The organism is Amycolatopsis sp. NPDC004079, assembly GCF_040610415.1.
GTDB classification, from domain to species: domain Bacteria; phylum Actinomycetota; class Actinomycetes; order Mycobacteriales; family Pseudonocardiaceae; genus Amycolatopsis; species Amycolatopsis halotolerans.
Genome location: NZ_JBEXMH010000015.1, coordinates 1 through 16,397 on the forward strand (window position 1 = coordinate 1; position 16,397 = coordinate 16,397).

Here is a 16,397-nt window from a genome sequence, read left to right on the forward strand (position 1 = left end):
GTCGGGGAGCAGCGTGCACGGCCCCCCGGGCCGGGTGCGCTGCTCCCCGACCCGCCGACTTAAAGGCGATCCCGCACGCGACGGCGGAGCCGGCGCCATCAAATACAGCGATCCCGCACGCGACGGCGGAGCCGGCGCCATCAAACACAGCTCATTCCACGAACCGCGACCAGAACTCCACGATCCGGACGCCCGCTGGTTCCTCCCCCAAGGGCTCTCCGCCGAACTCGTGCCGCAGGTAGCTGCGCAGGTCCCAGCCGTAATAGACCACATCGGTCTGATACACCGACAGCACCGGATACCCGGATTCCCCGGCTGTCGCGGGCAGATATCGATGCCCGCACACCGGCACGAGTTGCGGCACCGTCGCCAGGTGCCGTCGCGCGACTGCCAGCGCGTTGCACATCGACCGCGGCTGAGTGCCCCACTCGGGCAGCCACAGGTCGTTGTTCTCCACGTCGTACAGGACGCCGTCGACCGGCCAGTCGAGGCGTTTGCGCAGCTGGTCCGGGTCGCCGTGGCGCCAATCCGGCCAACGGTCGCCGACCGGGACGCCCGCGGTGAGGAAAATCCGGTGGTCGTCGGAAAAGGTGAAGCCGAACTGGTCCTCGACGTCGCTCAGTTCGGCGGGCGTGAGGCCGGGCCGCAAGGGCTCGCCGAGATTCTGCTGCAGGATGCGGGCCTCCTCCACGGTGAAGGCTTCGGCCGGCTGAACGTGTGCCATGCCCGAAGCGTACGTAGCGCCCGGCCGCGTCCGCGCGTCCTTTTTTGCCCGGAATGGGCTCCCTCGCCGGGGTGAGGTTCTTCTCTCCGGCCGTGGTTGACGGAACACCGCGTGACCGGATGTAGTTCACTCCTCCCGTGACTTCCTCACCGCAAGCCCGGCAAGCCCGCGTACGCGCGCCCGAGCTGACCGGCGACGTCTGGCTCAACACCGGCGGACGCCGGCTCACCCTGGCGGAACTGCGCGGACGCGTGGTACTGCTGGACTTCTGGACCAGCGGCTGCATCAACTGCCTGCACGTTCTCGACGAACTGCGTCCGCTGGAACAGGAATTCGCGGATGTCCTGGTCACGGTGGGGGTGCACTCGCCGAAGTTCAGCCGCGAGGGCGAGCGCACGTCGATCGAGGCCGCGGTTCGCCGGTACGAGGTGCACCATCCGGTGGTCAACGACCCGAAGATGGAGCTGTGGTCGCAGTACGCCGTGCGGGCGTGGCCGACGCTGGTCGTCGTGGACCCCGAGGGTTACGTCGTGCACGTCGCGGCTGGTGAGGGCCACGGCGAGGCGCTACGCCGCGTAATCGCCGACCTCGTCGCCAAGCACGACGCGAAGGGGACGCTCCGGCGCGGCGGCAACCCGTACGTGCCGGTCGAGGAGCAGCGCACCGAACTGCGTTTCCCCAGCAAGGCCGTCGTCACCGCTGGTGGCCGGATTCTGGTCGCGGACACCGGACATCACTCCATCGTCGAGTTCGCTTCCGACGGCGAGACCGTCATCCGCCGCTTCGGCAGCGGGGTTCGCGGGACGCAGGACGGGCCGTTCGACCTGGCCCGGTTCGCCGAACCGTCCGGAATCGCACTGCTGCCCAACGAAGTCGCCGAGCGCGCCGGGTATCACGCGATCGTCGCCGACACCGCCGGGCACCGCTTGCGCGGCCTGGACCTCAACACAGGCGAGGTGAAAACCGTTGCCGGAACCGGGAATCAGTGGCGCGACGGCACCGACACCGGCAAGGCGCTGGACACCGACCTCACCAGCCCGTGGGACGTCACGTGGTGGGCCCCCGCGGGCGGCGTCGTCGTCGCGATGGCCGGAAACCACACGCTGAGCGTGTTCGACCCGTCCTCGGGCACCATCCGCCGGTTCGCCGGGACCACCGTCGAGGGCCTGCGCGACGGCGACGTGCACGAGGCGTTCTTCGCCCAGCCGTCCGGATTCGCCGTGGACGGGCAGAAACTGTGGTTCGTCGACGCGGAAACCTCGGCCCTGCGCTGGATCGAACCGGCGGGCGAGTCGTTCGCCGTGCACACCGCGGTCGGCACGGACCTGTTCACCTTCGGCCACGCCGACGGCCCGTCCGACCAGGCGCTGCTGCAGCATCCGCTCGGCCTCGCCGTGCTGTCCGACGGCCGGGTCGCGATCGCCGACACCTACAACGGCGCGATCCGCCGCTACGACCCGTTCACCCGCGACGTCACGACGCTCGCGACCGGGTTCGCCGAACCGCAGGGACTGGTGCGCCACGACGGCGAGCTGTACGTCGTGGAGTCGGCGGGCAACCGGGTTACCCCGCTCGGGGGCAATGGCCAGGCGACCGCCGTCGCGGGCACTCGCCAGGCCGTGCGGCGGCCGCCGACCGTGCTCGCGCCCGGCGAGGTCGAGTTTTCCGTCGTCTTCACCCCGCCGCCCGGCGAAAAGCTCGACGAGCGCTACGGGCCGTCGACGCGGCTGGAGATCACCGCGTCGCCGCCGGAACTGCTCGCCGACGGAGCCGGAGTCGGAACTGACCTCGTGCGGCGTATCAAGTTCGCCGAGGGCGCGACCGAAGGTGTGTTGCAGGTAGTGGCGCAGGCCGCGAGCTGCGACGACGGCGGCGAGCACCCGGCGTGCCGGATCACCCGGCAGGACTGGGGCGTCCCGGTGCGCTTCGAGAGCGGAGGGGGGAAGGCGCTGAGCCTGATGATGGCGGGCGAGCCCAAGGCTCCGGCATCCGGTCAGTAGCATGAACGGCGTGCCGGACACGCCGAAGCTCGAGATCCAGATGCTGCACGACCGCGTCCTCGTGCGGTTGTCGCAGGAGGAAGGCGAGCGTCGCAGCAGCGGCGGCATCGTGATTCCCGCCACCGCGCAAGTCGCGCGCAGGCTGGTGTGGGGTGATGTACTGGGTGTCGGCAACAGCGTGCGGAACGTCAAGCACGGCGACCGGGTGCTCTTCAATCCGGAGGACCAGCTCGAGGTCGAGATCCAGGGCGAAGGCCACCTGGTGATGCGCGAACGCGACATCCACGCGGTGGCCACGGAGCGGACCGAACACGGCACGGGGCTGTACCTGTAGCTCCCGTACCAGGGGAGGCAGGCGTTGCGTGAAGAAGACCGTTCGTCGGCTTTCGCCGACGACCTGCTGAGCGACGAGCTGCTGGACGACCCCGCCCTGGCCGGCGAATCCGATCTGGCCACGGAGATCTTCGCGGTGGCCGACGCGCCCCCGCCGCCGAACACGCGGTTCCGCCGTTTCCGCAAGCGCGTCGGCCGCACGTTCATGATCGTCGGCTGCCTGCTCGGGCTGTTCGTGCTGGCCTACACCATCGACCTGATGACCAGCGCCGGCGACGTGCCACGCGGTGTGCAGGTGGCTGGCGTCGACGTCGGCGATCTGTCCTACGCAGAGGCCGAAGCCAAGCTGCACAGCGAACTCCAGCCCCGGCTGACCCGTCCGGTGGCGATCCACGCCGGTGACGTCACCGGGACGCTCGTGCCTGCGGATTCCGGGCTCGGCCTCGATTGGCCGGGCACGCTCGCCCAGGCCGGGCACCAGCCGTGGAGCCCGGTCACGCGCCTGCTGTCGTTCTTCACCACCCGCGAGGTGGGCGTCGTGACGCGCAGCGACCAGCTCGAGGTGACTGACGCGGTGCAGCAGCTCGCCGGGAAGCAGCTCAACCATCCGCTGGTCGAGGGCAGCATCGGGTTCACGCCGAAGGAGTCGGACGGGGTCACCGCTTATGCGGTCGAGCCGCGGCAGGGCCAGGATCTGGCCGACGTCCCGGCCGCCGTGCAAACCGTGGTGGCGGACTGGCTTTCGCCGCGCGGGGTCACCCTGAAGATGGCCGTGACCCCGGCCAAAACCACCTCCGCCGACGTGCACCGCTTGCTGGACACCGTGGTCGCGCCCGCGGTCGCCTCGCCGGTCGTGCTGCACGGACAGGGCAAGGACAGCACGCTGCGGCCGTCGGCGATCGCGTCGTCGTTCCAGTTCCAGCCGAACGGCGGCGGCGGTCTCGAACTGCGGATCGATCAGGAGAAACTGCGCGCGGCCGTCCAGCCGGACCTGGTGTCCACCGAGTCGAACAGCAAGGACGCGCAGATCAGCCTCGACTCCGGCACGCCGACCGTCACGCCGTCCGAAGACGGGCGAAAGATCAACTGGGCCAACACTTTCAAGTCCCTCACCGACGTGCTCGCGAAGCCGTCCGGCCGCGATCTGCCGGTCGCCTACGACCAGAAGCACCCGACCCTGACCACCGACGGCGCGAACGCGCTGGGGGTCAAGGAGGTCATCGGCGAGTACACCACCGGCGGGCTCAGCGGCCCGGCCGCGGACAACGTCGCCACGCTCGCCGGACGCATCAACGGTGTCCTCGTGAAACCGGGAGACTCCTTCAGCCTCAACGACTATCGCGGCGGCGGTTACGCGTCCGCGCCGGTCGACGAGGACGGCACCGGTCCTGCGGTGCCGGGCGGCGGCCTGTCGCAGCTTTCGTCCACTTTGTACAACGCGGCTTACCTGGCCGGCCTCGGCGACGGCGGCCACGCGGCGCACGACCACTTCGTCAACCGCTACCCAGCGGGCCGCGACGCGGTGGCGGTGGACAGCTCCGGCAACGCCGTGGACCTCAAGCTGGCCAACAACGATCCGACCGGGTTCGCGATCCAGGCGAGCGCCAGCGGCGGGTCGGTGACGGTGAAGATCTGGGGTACCAAGCACTTCCGCGTCGAAGGCCGCAGCGGAGCGCCGTCGAACCAGGTACCGCCGACGGTGCAGCTCGGGCCCGGTCCGGACGGCCAGTGTCACGCGTCGCCCGGCGCGTCCGGGTTCACGGTCAGCGACACCCGGGTGTTCTACGACCTGGCCAGCGGCGGCGAGGTCCGCGAGGAAAGCCGCAGCACGACGTACTCGCCGCAGCCGATCGTCATTTGCTGAGCCGGGCTGGGGCTTTCGACCGCCACGACTCGGTGAGCAGTTCGCGCAGCTGCTGCGGATCGACGCGGTCGAGGTGCACGAGGATCGAGCCGTGGCCGTCGTAGTGCGGCGTGGTGAAGAAGGCCGGATCGCCTGAGGCGAGCAGCGCGGCCTTCTCGTCGAGGCCGACGAACAGCACCAGCCCGCCCTCGGCCTCGGTGCGCAGCCGCGCGTAACCCTTGCCCGCCACCTTCAGCGCGGGGGTGCGGTACCAGGTCGCCACCTCGGTCTCGGCCAGCTCCTCCTGTGCCCACGCGGTCACGTCGTCCCAGGTCATCGTCATGGCGACCATCCTCCCTCGCCCGGCCGCGTTGGTCTTGGAGAAACGAGAGCCGTGAAGGACTCCTTGAGGGAATCTGATTCCCTCAAGGAGTCCTTCACGGACCTTCCTTACGGAGTCGCGGTGATCCGGTCCGCGGGCGGCGGAGCGATGCCCGGGTGCGCGCCGAGGTAGGCGATGAACGCGTCCAGGTCCACCGGACCGCCAGCAAGATCGGTGCCCTTGGTGAACTCGCTGAACCCGTCGCCGCCGGCGGCGAGGAAGTTGTTCACCGACACCCGGTACTTGGCCGCCGGATCGATCGCCGTGCCGTTGACCGTGATGTTCGAGACCCGCGAGCCGACCGGAGCGGCCGCCGAGTACGTGTAGTGCAGCGACTTCGAGATCTGCAGGATCTTGGTGCCGCCGGGCTGGCCCCACTGCTGTTCCAGCACGTTCTTCAGGTTCGCGCCGGTGAGCGTGATCGTCTGCATGATGTTCGAGAACGGCTGCACGGTGAACGCCTCGCCGTAGGTCACGACGCCGTCGCCCTCACCGGCGGACGACGACTTGTACGTCAGGTCGGCGCGGATGCCGCCCGGGTTCGTCATCGCGATCACGGCATTGTTGGACTTGGTCCCTTCGAGCTGGGCGTCGGCGATCACGTCGCCGAGCGGCGATTCGCCGGACGGCCCGCCCGCCGCGGGCAGGTCCGCGGTGATGGTGCCGACCTGCTTGTTCGCGATCGGCGCGGCCTTCGTCTTGGCCTCGTCGACAAGCTTCGTCACGGCCGGGTCCGGCGTGACGTCGCGGGTGACGATCTCGTTGTGCGCCTTGGTCTGCGACCGGACGACGTCGCGCGTGCGGCGGTCGATCTTCAGGTCGACCACCGACAGCAGCCGCCCGAACGACGCGCCCTGGATCACCGGCCGCGGCTGGCCCGCCGGGTCGTTGATCACGCAGTTGTACTGCTGGTGGCTGTGCGCGGTGAAGATCGCGTCGACCTTCGGCGTCACGTTCTTCGCGATGGTCCCGGCCTCGCCGTTCGGCTGGACCTTGCAGTCGTTCGGACCCGCGCCGGGCAGCGCCTCGTCGCCCTGGTGCAGCAGCACGACCTGGGCCTTGACGCCGAGCCGGTCGAGGATGTTCGCGGTGCGGTTGATCGCCTCGACCTCGTCGCCGAACTTGAGGCCCTTGATGGCTTCCGGCGTCACGACCGACGGGAGGTCCTTGAGCGTCGCGCCGATGACGCCGACCGGAACGCCGCCGGAGTACTGGATGCTGAACGGCAGCAGCGCGGGCAGCCCGTTGTCGAAGTACACATTGGACCCGAGCAGCGGGAAGCGCGCGCCGTCGTAGCTCTTGCGGAATTGGCAGCCGTCGGTCTTGTTGCAGCCGCCGAACTGCATGCGCAGCAGTTCCCGGTAGCCCTCGTCGAACTCGTGGTTGCCCACCACGGAGGCCTTCACGCCGAGGTCGTTGAGGAAGTCCATGGTCGGTTCGTCGTGGAACAGCGCCGAGATCACCGGCGACGCGCCGATGTTGTCGCCCGAGGACAGCACCATCGAATTGCGCACCTGCGCTTCGAGCTGCTTGACGTGCGTCGCGAGGTAAGCCGCGCCGCCCGCGTCCACCTTGGACCCGTCCGGGAGCGTGATCCGGCCGCTCGATCCCGACGGCGGTTCGAGGTTCCCGTGCAGGTCGTTGAACGCGATGATCCGGACGTCGGCGGTCTGTGCGGCCTCGGCGGGCGCGCTCGTGACGGCCACGGTGGCCAGTGCGGCCGCGGCGGTGGCCGCGAGCCGGGTGAAGAGCTTCATGTTTCCTCCGGTGTTCGCGCCCGCTTGACCCCTGATGCGGACGCCCGGCGAAGCAGTCTGCCCAAATCGGACGGTCCTGACCAGGGCAGAACGGCCGGTGGCGGGTGAAAGTTTCGGTAACGTTCGCCCCGCGCCGGCCGATCTGTGCGTTGGGTGCGGAGGGGGACAAATGGAACTTCAGCTCGTCGTGCTGGTGCTCGGCGTGGTCGTCTTGCTGATCGCGGGCACCGTCTTCGCGGCCTGGCGCTCGGAGCGGGCGGAACGGGACGACGAACCGCCTTCGAGCGAGCGCTGACCGATCGGTCGGCGAGCACTCGGCCATCTGGCCGACCCGTGGTCCAGACCGTCCGGCTCTTCGACCGAAGTGCGCGCGCGGGAAGATCCATAGCGTTCTGGGTATGACGAACGCACAGGTCACCGCCCTGCAGTACGGGTTCATCGGGTTCCTCGCCGTATGGGCGACGATCCTGATCCCGCAGCTCGTACTCCAGTTCGCGCGCCACGGCCGACTGCGGCTGCGCAACCTGGTGACCACGGCGGCGGTCGTCTTCTACGCGTGCATGGCGCTGGCGGTCGTCTTCCTGCCGCTGCCCGGCCCGAACAGCAGGCGGCTGGAGCAGACCGTGCAGCTGGAGCCGTTCCAGTGGATCGCGGACATCCACACCGAGCTGGTGAAGCACGGGCTTTCGGCGGCGGACTGGTTCACCACGCAGACGTTCCAGCAGGCCGCGATGAACGTGCTCTTGTTCGTCCCGCTCGGCTTCTTCGCCCGGGTGCTGTGGCGACGCGGCCTGGTCGGCGCGGTGGCGATCGGGTTCGCGGCCTCACTGGCCGTCGAGATCACCCAGCTCACCGCGAACTTCGGGACCGCGCCGTTCGTCTACCGGATCTTCGACGTCGACGACCTCATGACCAACACCGTCGGGGCCGGATTCGGCTGGCTGGCCGGTGCGCTGCTGCTCGCCCTTCGGCCGATCTCTTCAACTCTCCGCGTGGAGCCTGCCCGGAGCGAGCGGATCGACCTCGCCAAGACGCGCTAACCGGGCTCGTCTGGCGATCGCGGCTTGGCGCGCCGCGCGGCGGTCTTCCAGGATCACGATCAGCGAGGCTATGGCGATGATCAGTGCTACCAGGCCGAGCACTAGCCATAGTTGCATGTGCTCTCCTCATCGACGCCGTTGTGCGAGAGATCACACAGGCTACCGATCCGGGCGCCGGGTTGGCTACCCCGCGCCGGGAGTTCGTGCGGAGAACCAGTCCCGGTCAGCGGTGACCCACCGGTCTGCCGGGTGCCGTCGGGCGTCCCGTCCGCACCGCCCAGCGTGCCGGAAACTGGACTCATGCCCGCGAAACCCACCACGGCCGAACAAGCCGCCGCGCACGGGACCACCATCCCGGACGTCCTGGCCGCCAACCTGAACGTGCTGTTCTGCGGGATCAATCCCGGCCTCTACTCCGGCGCGCTCGGCCTGCACTTCGCCCGCCCCGGCAACCGCTTCTGGCCCGCCCTCCACGCCAGCGGCTTCACCCCTCGCCAGCTGGACCCGAGCGAACAAGACGAACTCCTCGCCCTGGGCCTCGGCATCACCAACGTCGTAGCCCGAACCACCGCCCGCGCCGACGAGCTGACCGACGACGAACTCCGCGAAGGCGGCGAGATCCTCACCAAGAAGGTCCGTAAGTACCGCCCGCGCTGGCTCGCAGTGGTCGGGATCACTGCCTACCGCGTCGCGTTCGGGGATCGGCGAGCCGCCGTCGGACCGCAAGACCGGACAATTGGGACATCAAAGATCTGGCTGCTGCCCAATCCCAGCGGTTTGAACGCCCACTGGACCCCGAAAACCCTCGCCGCGGAGTTCGGTCGGCTGCGCGCACAGGCGGTCATCGGAGATTCACCCGAGCAGTTAAACCCTCAGTAGAGCTAACCCACTCGGGCGGACCCTCGCTGCGCCGTCCTCCCGCATTTCGAGGCCACTTTTCTACTGAGAGTTTGCTGCGACCGGCCGTTACGGCCATGAGGGGGAAACCGCGTCACAAGCCGCTCTCGGCGGAGTCGAACCAGGGACAAGGTGTCGTTCCCGGCCGGTTCCGGCAGGGGGGACCGGCGGGCACGCCGAGGGGGCGTGCCGGTCACCGGGAGCGACCTCGAGGACGGAGGCCCGAGATGCGTGGCATCGAGCCCCACCGAACGCCCATGTCGGCCGGTCAGCCAGCCGGCGGTCGAAGCCTGGGAGTCGCCGTGGTCGACCCCATCCCGATTTTCCGCGAGGGCATCGCGTCGATGGTGCACCGCACGCTGGGCCTGCACTGGTCCGGTCAGGCGGCGAGCCACCACGCGGCGATGCAGTTGTGCGAGCAGGTCCGCCCGGACGTCGTGATCCTGGACTCCGCGCTCGACCCCAACTGCCATCTCGCGAAGCTGCTCAACGCGGGCGACCCGGCACTCGTGCTGGTCACCCTCGTGCGCGACACCAACCGCACTCAGCAGTACCTCGCCGCGGCCATCGGCGCGGGTGCGCACGCCATCGTGCCGCGTGCGGTCGATTCCCGGCGGCTCGCCGAGGCGGTCCGGCGCGCGCATCACGACCGGCGCTACATCGACCCGGCGTTGTCCGCGCTCACCGCGCGGCCCAAGCGCGAGCCGTCGCCAAGAGCCGCTCCGGTCGACGGGCACCTCGTGCAGCCCAAGGGCGCCATGCCGCTTTCGCGGCGCGAGTACCAGGTCTTGCAGCTCGTCGCCGAAGGGCTGGAGAACTCCGGGATCGCGAAGCTGCTTTTCCTGTCCGTGGAAACCGTGCGGACCCACGTGAAGAGCATTCTCCGCAAGCTTTCCGCTCGCGACCGGACACACGCGGTGACCATCGCGTTCCGCAGCGGCATCCTCGTCCCCCAGCTTGACGACAGCGCCGGTCCCCCGGCCGTGCAGGAGGCCGTGGCGCGCAGCACCCGGTGAGGCCGACCCCTGGTCGACCCGTCATTCCGAGCGAATTGCCACCCCTGGAAGGGCGGATTCGCTTGCTCTGGTTACTCGTAGGTAATATCCTGATGTTACCGGCGAGTAAGGGAACCAGTGCCCGGCCGGAAAGCCGAACACGACACGGAGTGACGACATGGGCCACTACAAGAGCAACGTCCGAGACCTGGAGTTCAACCTCTTCGAGGTACTCGGCGTGCAGGAACGGCTCGGCAAGGGCGTGCTCGCCGAGTCGGACGAGGAGACCGCTCGCGGGGTCTTGTCGGAGCTGAACAAGCTGGCCGTGGGCCCGCTCGCCGAGTCCTACGCCGACGCGGACCGCAACCCGCCGGTGTACGACCCCAAGACGTTCAGCGTGACGATCCCCGAGTCGTTCAAGAAGAGCTACAAGGCGCTCATGGACGGCGAGTGGTGGCGTCTCGGCCTCACCAACGACCTTGGCGGCTTCGGCCTGCCCCCGACGGTGCAGTGGGCCGCGGCCGAGCTGATCCTCGGCGCGAACGCCCCGCTGTTCATGTACCTGGCGGGCCCGAACTTCGCCATGATCGTGGACAAGAACGGCACCGAAGAGCAGAAGCACTGGGCTCAGCTGATGATCGACCGCGGCTGGGGAGCGACCATGGTGCTCACCGAGCCGGACGCCGGTTCGGACGTGGGCGCGGGCCGCACCAAGGCGATCAAGCAGGAGGACGGCTCCTGGCACATCGACGGCGTGAAGCGGTTCATCACCTCGGCCGAGAACGACATGGTCGAGAACATCATGCACCTGGTGCTGGCCCGTCCCGAGGGTCCCGGCATCGAGACCAAGCCGGGCACCAAGGGCCTGTCGCTGTTCCTGGTCCCGAAGTTCCACTTCGACTCGAAGACCGGCGAGCTCGGCGAGCGCAACGGCGCCTACGTCACCAACATCGAGCACAAGATGGGCATCAAGGTGTCCACCACGTGCGAGCTGACCTTCGGCCAGCACGGCACCCCGGCCAAGGGCTGGCTGCTCGGCGAGGTGCACGACGGCATCGCGCAGATGTTCCAGGTCATCGAGTACGCCCGGATGATGGTCGGCACCAAGGCGATCGCCACGCTGTCCACCGGCTACCTGAACGCGCTGGAGTACGCCAAGGAGCGCGTGCAGGGCGCTGACCTGCCGAACATGCTGAACAAGGCCGCGCCGCGCGTCACGATCACGCACCACCCCGACGTGCGTCGTTCGCTGATGCTGCAGAAGGCGTATGCCGAAGGCCTGCGCGCGATCTACCTGTACACCGCGTCCTTCCAGGACCAGCTGTGGACCGGCGAGGGCGACGAAGCAGCCCTGAAGCTGGCGCACGGCATCAACGACCTGCTGCTGCCGATCGTCAAGGGTGTCGGCTCCGAGCGCGCCACCGAGCAGCTCGTGCAGTCGCTGCAGACCCTCGGCGGTTCCGGCTTCCTGCAGGACTACCCGATCGAGCAGTACATCCGCGACGCGAAGATCGACTCGCTGTACGAGGGCACCACGGCCATCCAGTCGCTGGACTTCTTCTTCCGGAAGATCGTCCGTGACAAGGGCCAGGCGCTCGCGTTCGTGGCGGGCGAGATCACCAAGTTCATCGAGTCCGAGGCGGGCAACGGCCGGCTCAAGAACGAGCGCGCGCTGCTCAAGCAGGCGCTCGAGGACACCCAGGGCATGCTGGGCTCGCTGATCGGCTACCTGACCTCGTCGCAGGAAGACCCGCAGAACATCAACAAGGTCGGCCAGCACACCGTGCGGCTGCTGATGTCGGTGGGCGACCTGCTGGTCGGCTGGAAGCTGCTGCAGGGCGCCGAGGTCGCGCTGGCCAAGCTCGACGACGGCGCGTCGGCCAAGGACAAGCCGTTCTACGAGGGCAAGCTGGCGGTGGCGTCGTTCTTCGCGAAGAGCGTGCTGCCGGAGCTGACCTCGCGCCGCGCCATCGTGGAGGCTGCGGACAACTCGCTGATGGAGATCGACGAAGCCGCTTTCTGATCGCACTGGCTGGAAAAATGCCCCGGTCCGCACCCGGACCGGGGCATTTTTCGTGCTTCCAGTGGCGGTAGCCGAAGGTGGGCGGTAAGCCGGGTTTGGCGCCTCGGGTTCCGGGTTAAACCGGTCGGGCCCGATCCTCTCGGCAGAAGGAGTTCGCCATGGCGGTTTCCGGCATCATCAGCGCGGTCGTGATCGGCCTGATCCTCGGCCTGCTCGGCAAGCTGGTCGCACCTGGCAAGCAAGCGATCCCGATCTGGCTGACGATCCTGGTCGGCATCGTCGCCGCGTTCGTCGGCACCGCCATCGCGCGCGGGCTCGGCTACGCGGACACCAAGGGCATCGACTGGCTGGAGATCATCACCCAGGTCGTGCTCGCCGCGATCGGCGTGACGCTGGCCGCGAGCCTGTGGGGCAAGCGGCAGGTCAAGAGCTAGCTCAGTCGTTCAGCTCCGGCTCGAGCAGGCTCATCAGGTACATGTCGTGGTACTGGCCGTCGGGCCCGCGATGGCATTCGCGGTGCCTGCCGTCCTCCACGAACCCGACCTTGCGGTAGACGTGCCGCGCGCGCTCGTTCTCGGCGACCACCCAGAGCGCGATCAGGTGCAGCCGCATCACGTTGAATCCGTAGCGGCACATGAGTTTCAGCGCTTCAGTGCCGTATCCGCCGTCCCAGTGGTCGGTCTCGCCGATGTAGATGTCCAACTCGGCGCGGCCGATCTCTGGGCGCGCGTCGCGGAGGTCGACGACGCCGATCAGTTTCCCGGCCTCGATCGATTCTATGCCCAGCACGACGTTCTCGTACTTGTTCACCGGCCGCTCTTCGCCCCATTTGCGCAGCTGCGCGAGCGAGCGCGGATGGTCGTTGGTCATGTACTGGCCGACCGCGGGGTCGTGGATCCACCGATAGATCGATTCGGCGTCCGACGGTTCGATCGCCCGCAGCCGCACTAGCTTCCCGGTGAGCATCGCGCCCCTTATTCTCGTTTAAGCACAAGGAAATCCGTGACGCCGACCAGTCCAAGGAACTGCCGCACCCCGGGCGGCATCGGCCGGCGCGATTCATCATGCACGAGTTCCGGATCACGCACCCGGTATTTATGGCCGCGCGTGAGCACCTCCGCCTCGCCCGCCGCGCGGACGTTGCGGACCCAGTCGGCGTCCGGCCCGTAGGTGAGCGCGACGACGAATCCGTCGTCGGTGCGGAAGATGTTCAGCGGGGTGCGGAACTCGCGGCCGGACTTGCGTCCGCGGTGCACGACCACCCCGAATCCGGGCAGCTTGTCGGCGAAGGGTTTCGTGACCCGGTTGGTGACCACGCGGTTGAACCGGGCGAGACGTTCGGGCAGCACCATGCCGCCGAGCCTAATCCAACGGGTGTGGAATTTCCTGCCGGAGACGCGCTGTGCGCCGGGACGGACGGGTCTGGTGGGATGGGCCCGCAGCCGAACGCGAGGTGGGGAGCGGGTATGTCGCACGACTGGCCGATGGGGCAGGAACCGCACGCGGCGGTGCTCGTCGCGCAGGGCCTGATCGAGCATCCGGAAAACCTGGATCACGTGCTTCTCGACGACGAGGAGGGCTGGTTCGTCAGCGACGGTTCGGAGTTCGGCGACGACCCGGAACTCGACGGGGAGCAGTTCGCCACGGTGTGCTTGCACGACGTCGTCGAGCTGTTGCCGCAGCTGCGGGCGCTGGCCAAGCTGCCGGCCGGGATGGGCGCGAACTGGGACGCCGACAGCGCGTCCTGGGTGCTGATTTCGCCGCTCGTCCCGAGCGACGACGAGGAGGCCCGCGCGTACCGGGAGGCCCGCGACGCCGCTTGGCCGCACGCCGGGTCGCCGATGGACGAGGTGAACCTCAGCCTGGGGTTGATGGAGATCGCCACCGCGGCGGACGCTCCGGCCCGCAGCGTGCGTTACGTGAGCCGGGAAGAAGACGGCACGTGGATGTTCGTCGGCTTCGAGGTGCCCGACCCGGATGAGCAGACCGAGGTCGAGGTTGACACCCTCGAACTCGGGCACGTGGCGGAGCTGTACCCGGACGTGGTGGAGCTGCTGGACGCGGAGCCGGGCGAAGTGTTCTTCCGCGAGGCGCCGGATGCCGAGTGGTTGCAGGTAATCGACGACGGGGAGTGAACATGTCCGAGGAATGGCCGCTGCGACAGGACCCGGAATCCCCGGTGATCATCGCGCACGAACTGGTGGAGCACCCGGAGAAACTGGCCTTCGTCGTCCTCGACGATGACGACGACTGGTTCATCAGCGACGGGGCCGAGTTCGAAGAGGACATGGAGGTCAACCGCCAGGTGTTCGGCGCGATGGTCCTGCGCGAGGCGGTGGCGCTGCTGCCGCACCTGGTCGCGCTGGCCGACGTGCCCGCGGGGATGGCCGCGGACTGGGACCCGGAACGCCGCACCTGGCTGCTCAGCTCGGTGTCGGATTCCGACGACCTGGACGAAGATCTCGTTCACCGCGACGCCCGCATCGCCGCCTGGACGCATCCCGGCTCGCCGCTCGAAGAAGTCCAGCTGAGCACCGGATTGACCGAAATCGGCACGACCGCCGCAGCGCCATCGCGGGCGGTCCGCCAGGTTGTCCGGGAGCAGGACGGAACGTGGCTGTTCGTCGGCTTCGAGGTCCCCGAAGCGGAGGATTTCGAGGTGGAGGGCCTGGAACTGGAACACGTCGTACAGCTCTACCCGGACGTCGTGTCGACCTTGCTCGCCGCGCCGGGCCAGGTGTTCGACCGCGCCGAGCCCGGTTCCCCGTGGGAATTGGTGGAGGGCTGAGGGTCCTAGCGGTCCTTTGTGGACCGTCTGAAATCGCAGACGCTTTCCGGTAGTCGTTGGTTGGGCGGCCCCGGCCGGATCAGTTCTACTGTGCCGACCCGCTCGCACCGCGGGCTACCGATTTCGGGAGGCAGGCGTCAATGACGACGAGGTCCGGGGATGGTTTGAGCCGTAGGCTCAACGGCAGACACATCCGGTTCATCGCTTTGGGTTCGGCGATCGGCACCGGGTTGTTCTACGGCTCGTCGGACACGATCGCCAAAGCGGGCCCGTCCGTCCTGATCGCGTACCTCGTCGGCGGCGCGGCGATTTTCTTCGTACTGCGCGCTTTGGGCGAGATGGCCGTCAACGACCCCGCCCCCGGCTCGTTCGGCGAATACGCGCGGAAACACCTCGGCCCGCTGGCAGGTTTCCTGACCGGCTGGACGTACGCGTTCGAGATGGTGATCGTCTGCGTCGCCGACGTGACGGCTTTGGCTGTGTATATGGGATTCTGGTTCCCCGACGTCCCACGGTGGATCTGGGTAGTGCTCACGATCCTGGTCATCGCCGCCGCGAACCTAGTCAGCGTACGGGTTTACGGCGAACTGGAATTCTGGTTCACCCTGGTCAAGGTAGTAGCCATCGTCGCCATGATCCTTGGCGGCGCGGCAATCCTGATCTTCAGCCTCGGTTCTAATTCCGGCAGTGTCACCAACCTGTGGTCCCATGGCGGCTGGTTCCCCAATGGCATCAGCGGCTTCATCGCTTCGTTCGCCCTGGTGATGTTCGCCTTCGGCGGCACGGAGATTCTGGGCCTCACCGCCGCCGAATCCGAAGACCCGCGCACCGCCATGCCGAAGGCCGTCAACACGGTTCCCGTCCGGGTCTTGCTTTTCTACGTGGCGACCCTGGCGATCATCATGATGCTGAACCCGTGGAACACGATCAGCACCTCCGGCAGCCCCTTTGTCCAGATCTTCGCCGGTCTCGGATTGCACTCCGCCGCAACGGTTCTGAACATCGTCGTGGTCACTGCCGCGTTGTCCGCCATCAACAGCGACATCTTCGGCGCCGGCCGAATGATCTACGGTCTGGCTCAACGCGGCCAAGCCCCCGCGGCGATGGCGCGGGTTACGCGTAATGGCATCCCGTGGATGACCGTCCTGGTGGTTGCTGCTGCGCTGAGCCTGGCTGTTGTGCTGAACTATCTGTTGCCGGACAGCGCTTTCCTGCTGATCGCGTCAGTGGGTACGTTTGCGACGGTGTGGGTTTGGTTCATGATCCTGCTTACGCACTACCGGGCTCGTCGCCAGCTGTCCGCTGGGGAACAGGCCTCGCGGGAGTTTCCGGTGCAGTTCTGGCCGGTGGGTCAGGTTTTGACGATGGCGTTCATGGTGTTCATCTTCGTGGTGATGGCGTTCGCTGAGGACACCCGCCTGGCGTTGGTCGTAGGAGTGGTGTGGCTGGCTGTGCTGTGCGGGTTGTTTTGGTTCCACCGCAGGGCGACTTCGTCGGCTCCCGCAGACAAACCGACTTCCTCCGTCCAGGGCTAGACTCGACCGTGCCGCAACTTCAGATAGCGCCGCGTGGTTTGCGCGCGCCGACGGCGTACCCGGTTGCAGCTAAGATGGGT

At 68.0% G+C, this 16,397-nt stretch carries 17 protein-coding genes; 12 read left to right on the plus strand and 5 right to left on the minus strand.

Annotated features, from left to right (window positions below; all coding sequences use genetic code 11):
• Positions 1 to 151: 151 nt before the first annotated feature.
• The gene (locus ABZX37_RS17680; protein WP_354740643.1) at positions 152 to 724 is read right to left on the minus strand and encodes a hypothetical protein; all 573 of its coding nucleotides are present in this window, start codon (positions 722 to 724) and stop codon (positions 152 to 154) included.
• A gap of 137 nt (positions 725 to 861) precedes the next feature.
• On the opposite strand from ABZX37_RS17680, the gene ABZX37_RS17685 reads away from it, so the two are divergent.
• From ABZX37_RS17685 to ABZX37_RS17695, 3 genes are read left to right on the plus strand one after another with little or no spacing between them, the layout of a single operon-like run.
• Entirely contained in the window at positions 862 to 2,724 is a 1,863-nt protein-coding gene (locus ABZX37_RS17685) for a thioredoxin-like domain-containing protein (RefSeq protein ID WP_354740645.1), read from the plus strand.
• A gap of 1 nt (position 2,725) precedes the next feature.
• Complete coding sequence (locus ABZX37_RS17690) at positions 2,726 to 3,058, plus strand: co-chaperone GroES (RefSeq protein WP_354740647.1); 333 nt, start codon at positions 2,726 to 2,728, stop codon at positions 3,056 to 3,058.
• 24 nt (positions 3,059 to 3,082) lie between these two features.
• On the plus strand, positions 3,083 to 4,921 hold the full coding sequence (locus tag ABZX37_RS17695) for a VanW family protein (RefSeq protein ID WP_354740649.1): 1,839 nt from the start codon (positions 3,083 to 3,085) through the stop codon (positions 4,919 to 4,921).
• Here the strand turns inward: ABZX37_RS17695 and ABZX37_RS17700 are convergent.
• Both ABZX37_RS17700 and ABZX37_RS17705 read right to left on the minus strand, forming a co-directional pair.
• Entirely contained in the window at positions 4,911 to 5,243 is a 333-nt protein-coding gene (locus ABZX37_RS17700; RefSeq protein ID WP_354740651.1) for an MmcQ/YjbR family DNA-binding protein, read from the minus strand. The two genes, ABZX37_RS17695 and ABZX37_RS17700, sit on opposite strands and share 11 nt — an antisense overlap.
• A gap of 107 nt (positions 5,244 to 5,350) precedes the next feature.
• A complete protein-coding gene (locus ABZX37_RS17705) occupies positions 5,351 to 7,039 on the minus strand; it encodes a bifunctional metallophosphatase/5'-nucleotidase (RefSeq protein ID WP_354740653.1) in 1,689 nt (562 codons plus the stop codon).
• Between the two features lie 169 nt (positions 7,040 to 7,208).
• Here ABZX37_RS17705 and ABZX37_RS17710 point away from each other — a divergent pair, with 169 nt between their 5' ends.
• From ABZX37_RS17710 to ABZX37_RS17735, 6 genes are all read left to right on the plus strand, one after another.
• Entirely contained in the window at positions 7,209 to 7,334 is a 126-nt protein-coding gene (locus ABZX37_RS17710) for a hypothetical protein (protein WP_354740655.1), read from the plus strand.
• 103 nt (positions 7,335 to 7,437) lie between these two features.
• A complete protein-coding gene (locus tag ABZX37_RS17715) occupies positions 7,438 to 8,079 on the plus strand; it encodes a VanZ family protein (RefSeq protein WP_354740657.1) in 642 nt (213 codons plus the stop codon).
• Between the two features lie 300 nt (positions 8,080 to 8,379).
• On the plus strand, positions 8,380 to 8,958 hold the full coding sequence (gene mug, locus ABZX37_RS17720; RefSeq protein ID WP_354740659.1) for a G/U mismatch-specific DNA glycosylase: 579 nt from the start codon (positions 8,380 to 8,382) through the stop codon (positions 8,956 to 8,958).
• A 245-nt stretch (positions 8,959 to 9,203) separates the two neighbouring features.
• Complete coding sequence (locus ABZX37_RS17725; protein WP_354740661.1) at positions 9,204 to 9,992, plus strand: response regulator transcription factor; 789 nt, start codon at positions 9,204 to 9,206, stop codon at positions 9,990 to 9,992.
• A gap of 157 nt (positions 9,993 to 10,149) precedes the next feature.
• Positions 10,150 to 11,994, plus strand: a complete 1,845-nt coding sequence (locus tag ABZX37_RS17730; protein ID WP_354740663.1) for an acyl-CoA dehydrogenase — start codon at positions 10,150 to 10,152, stop codon at positions 11,992 to 11,994.
• A 158-nt stretch (positions 11,995 to 12,152) separates the two neighbouring features.
• Complete coding sequence (locus ABZX37_RS17735) at positions 12,153 to 12,428, plus strand: hypothetical protein (protein WP_009085047.1); 276 nt, start codon at positions 12,153 to 12,155, stop codon at positions 12,426 to 12,428.
• Between the two features lies 1 nt (position 12,429).
• On the opposite strand, the gene ABZX37_RS17740 is transcribed toward ABZX37_RS17735, so the two are convergent.
• A complete protein-coding gene (locus tag ABZX37_RS17740; RefSeq protein WP_354740665.1) occupies positions 12,430 to 12,960 on the minus strand; it encodes a GNAT family protein in 531 nt (176 codons plus the stop codon).
• 8 nt (positions 12,961 to 12,968) lie between these two features.
• Positions 12,969 to 13,346 (minus strand): nitroreductase family deazaflavin-dependent oxidoreductase, encoded by a 378-nt coding sequence (locus tag ABZX37_RS17745; RefSeq protein WP_354740667.1) that lies wholly within the window; start codon positions 13,344 to 13,346, stop codon positions 12,969 to 12,971.
• Between the two features lie 114 nt (positions 13,347 to 13,460).
• On the opposite strand from ABZX37_RS17745, the gene ABZX37_RS17750 reads away from it, so the two are divergent.
• From ABZX37_RS17750 to ABZX37_RS17760, 3 genes are all read left to right on the plus strand, one after another.
• Positions 13,461 to 14,129 carry a hypothetical protein gene (locus ABZX37_RS17750; protein WP_354740669.1) on the plus strand — a complete coding sequence of 223 codons (669 nt, stop codon included), beginning with the start codon at positions 13,461 to 13,463 and terminating at the stop codon, positions 14,127 to 14,129.
• Positions 14,130 to 14,131: 2 nt separating this feature from the next.
• On the plus strand, positions 14,132 to 14,782 hold the full coding sequence (locus tag ABZX37_RS17755) for a hypothetical protein (protein WP_354740671.1): 651 nt from the start codon (positions 14,132 to 14,134) through the stop codon (positions 14,780 to 14,782).
• 164 nt (positions 14,783 to 14,946) lie between these two features.
• The gene (locus ABZX37_RS17760) at positions 14,947 to 16,317 is read left to right on the plus strand and encodes an amino acid permease (RefSeq protein ID WP_354740673.1); all 1,371 of its coding nucleotides are present in this window, start codon (positions 14,947 to 14,949) and stop codon (positions 16,315 to 16,317) included.
• Positions 16,318 to 16,397: the final 80 nt, after the last annotated feature.